Genomic DNA, 2911 nt, shown 5'->3' on the forward strand with positions numbered 1-2911 from the left:
TTACAAAAAAAACTGGCGGTGCTTGCTAACCAGGCCGCACATGAATCCACTCTGCGCAACGCGGTGCTGGTCGAGAGTGTTCAGGGGCTGGAAGACATCAAGCTGATGCAGGCGGAAAACCGCTTTTTACAGCAATGGAACAGCTATATCCGCATTACAGGAGAGTCCGGGCTGCGCACGCGCAGGCTGACTCAGGGGCTGATTGGCTGGGGGATGTCAGTACAAAGCCTGGTCTACGCCGCCATCATTATGTTTGGCGCGCCGATGGTCATTGAAGGCACGATGACCACCGGCGCCGTGGTGGCGGCCTCAATGCTCGGTTCCAGAATGATTGCTCCGATGGCTAATCTGTGCGGCGTGCTGGCCCGCTGGCAACAGGTCAAGGCGGCGAAGATGGGATTAGACAGCATCATGCAGCTTCCCACCGAAACGCAGTACGACGAAGACCGGGTGCATCAGGAGATTTTTCACGGCCATTATCTGTTTGAGAACGCACACTTTCGCTACCACAGCGACGATCAGCGCGTTCCACTGCGCATCTCGCGTCTGGAGGTCATGCCCGGCGAACGGGTGGCGATCCTCGGGCGTAACGGCGCCGGAAAATCAACTCTGCTTCAGGCCATGGCGGGTAGCGTGGAGATTATCCAGGGCGATGTCCGGCTCGATAACCTGAGCCTGGCGCAGATCGATATGGCCGATTTACGTCGCAACATCGGTTTCCTCAACCAGAATGCGCGGCTGTTTTTCGGCACCCTGCGCGAGAACCTGACTCTCGGCGCACCGCATGCCAGCGACGCACAGATCTTCGACGCGCTGGAGGTCAGCGGCGCGGCGGCTTTCGTTAAACAACTCGCCAAAGGGCTGGCGCACCCCATTATGGAAGGCGGCAACGGTCTGTCCGGCGGCCAACGGCAGTCGATCCTGCTGGCAAGAATGCTGCTACGCTCACCCAATATTGTCCTGCTCGACGAACCCAGCGCCTCGCTGGATGAACACACCGAACGAGAGTTTATTCAGCGTCTGAATCTGTGGCTGGGCAACCGCACATTGATTGTTGCAACCCATCGCGTACCGGTTCTGGAACTGGTCGAACGCGTGGTGGTGCTCAAAGAAGGTCAACTGGTCATGGATGCCCCGAAAGCGCAGGCGTTGAATGCGAGCCGGGCACCAGCCCCAATTCACGGTCGGGAGTGGAAAAATGAAAACCAATCCGCATGACGTCGCCATGGACGATCTCGATATCCGCCGGGAACACCGTTTTTCCGGCGCCAGTCGCATTATCCTGCTCAGCACGCTGCTGTTTGCAGTCCTGGGGATCTGGGCATATTTCGGCAAGCTGGATGAAGTCTCAACGGGCAGCGGGAAAGTGATCCCCAGCTCGCGTGAACAGGTCTTGCAATCACTGGATGGCGGTATTCTCGCCGAGCTGACGGTCCGCGAGGGAGATAAAGTCCAGGCTAATCAAATTGTGGCGCGCCTCGACCCCACCCGTTCGGAGTCCAACGTGGGGGAAAGCGCCGCCCGCTATCGCGCATCACTGGCCTCCAGCGCAAGGCTCAATGCCGAAGTTAACGATTTGCCGCTAACGTTCCCCAGCTCGCTGCAGGCCTGGCCGGATCTTATCGCCTCTGAAACGCGGCTGTATAAAAGCCGTCGCGCGCAGCTTGCTGATTCTATGGTGGAACTGCAGGATGCGCTGGTCTCGGTAAATAAAGAGCTGGCCATTACCCAACGGCTGGAGAAAAGCGGTGCCGCCAGCCACGTAGAAGTGCTGCGCCTGCAACGACAAAAAAGCGATCTTGGACTCAAAATAACCGATCTGCGCTCGCAATATTACGTGCAGGCGCGTGAAGCGCTGTCGAAGGCCAACGCCGAGGTAGATATGCTGGCGGCTATCTTAAAAGGTCGCGAAGACTCCGTCACCCGCCTGACCGTTCGCGCCCCGATGCGCGGTATCGTAAAAAACATCCTGGTCACCACGATTGGCGGCGTGATCCCTCCTAACGGCGAAATGATGGAGATTGTCCCGGTAGACGATCATTTGCTGATTGAAACCCGCCTGTCACCGCGCGATATCGCGTTTATCCACCCCGGACAGCGGGCGCTGGTGAAGATTACTGCCTATGACTACGCCATTTACGGAGGGCTGGAGGGCGTGGTCGAAACCATCTCCCCGGACACCATTCAGGACAAAGTGAAACCGGAAATTTTCTACTACCGCGTGTTTATCCGTACCCATCAGGACTTCTTACAGAACAAGCTGGGACGCCATTTTTCTATCGTACCGGGCATGATTGCCACTGTGGATATAAAAACAGGTGAAAAAACCATCGTCGACTATTTAATCAAACCATTTAATCGTGCAAAAGAAGCACTGCGCGAGCGGTAAATCCTTGCGGTTAAAGGGTTGTGGGGGCTGGTCACGCGTGTCACAAGTCTGTTATACTTGTTCTAACACATTGGGGCTGATTCTGGATTCGACGGGATTCGCGAAACCCAAGGTGCATGCCGAGGGGCGGTTGGCCTCGTAAAAAGCCGCAAAAAAATAGTCGCAAACGACGAAAACTACGCTTTAGCAGCTTAATAACCTGCTCTTAGCCCTCTCTCCCTAGCTTCCGCTCTTAAGACGGGGATCAAAGAGAGGTCAAACCCAAAAGAGATCGCGTGGATGCCCTGCCTGGGGTTGAAGCGTTAAAACTAATCAGGCTAGTCTGGTAGTGGCGTGTCTGTCCGCAGGTGCCAGGCGAATGTAAAGACTGACTAAGCATGTAGTACCGAGGATGTAGGAATTTCGGACGCGGGTTCAACTCCCGCCAGCTCCACCAAAATTCTCCATCGGTGATTACCAGAGTCATCCGATGAAGTCCTAAGAGCCCGCACGGCGCAAGCCCTGCGGGCTTTTTTGTGCCCT

2 protein-coding genes and 1 other RNA gene (1 of these 3 cut by a window edge) are annotated in these 2911 nt (G+C 56.1%); all 3 read left to right on the top strand.

What is annotated here, in order from left to right; genetic code table 11:
• Positions 1-1218, top strand: the 3' portion of a protein-coding gene (locus JTI85_RS16845) for a type I secretion system permease/ATPase (RefSeq protein WP_219351780.1). It extends 969 nt beyond the left edge of the window; the window shows 1218 of its 2187 coding nt (coding positions 970-2187); its start codon lies off the left edge, out of view; its stop codon occupies positions 1216-1218.
• A 7-nt stretch (positions 1219-1225) separates the two neighbouring features.
• Entirely contained in the window at positions 1226-2389 is a 1164-nt protein-coding gene (locus tag JTI85_RS16850) for an HlyD family efflux transporter periplasmic adaptor subunit (protein WP_219352591.1), read from the top strand.
• 72 nt (positions 2390-2461) lie between these two features.
• Positions 2462-2825, top strand: a transfer-messenger RNA (tmRNA) gene (gene ssrA / locus JTI85_RS16855).
• The last annotated feature ends 86 nt before the right edge of the window (positions 2826-2911 follow it).

Source organism: Citrobacter sp. Colony219 (assembly GCF_019382635.1).
Taxonomy (GTDB): Bacteria; Pseudomonadota; Gammaproteobacteria; order Enterobacterales; family Enterobacteriaceae; genus Citrobacter; species Citrobacter youngae.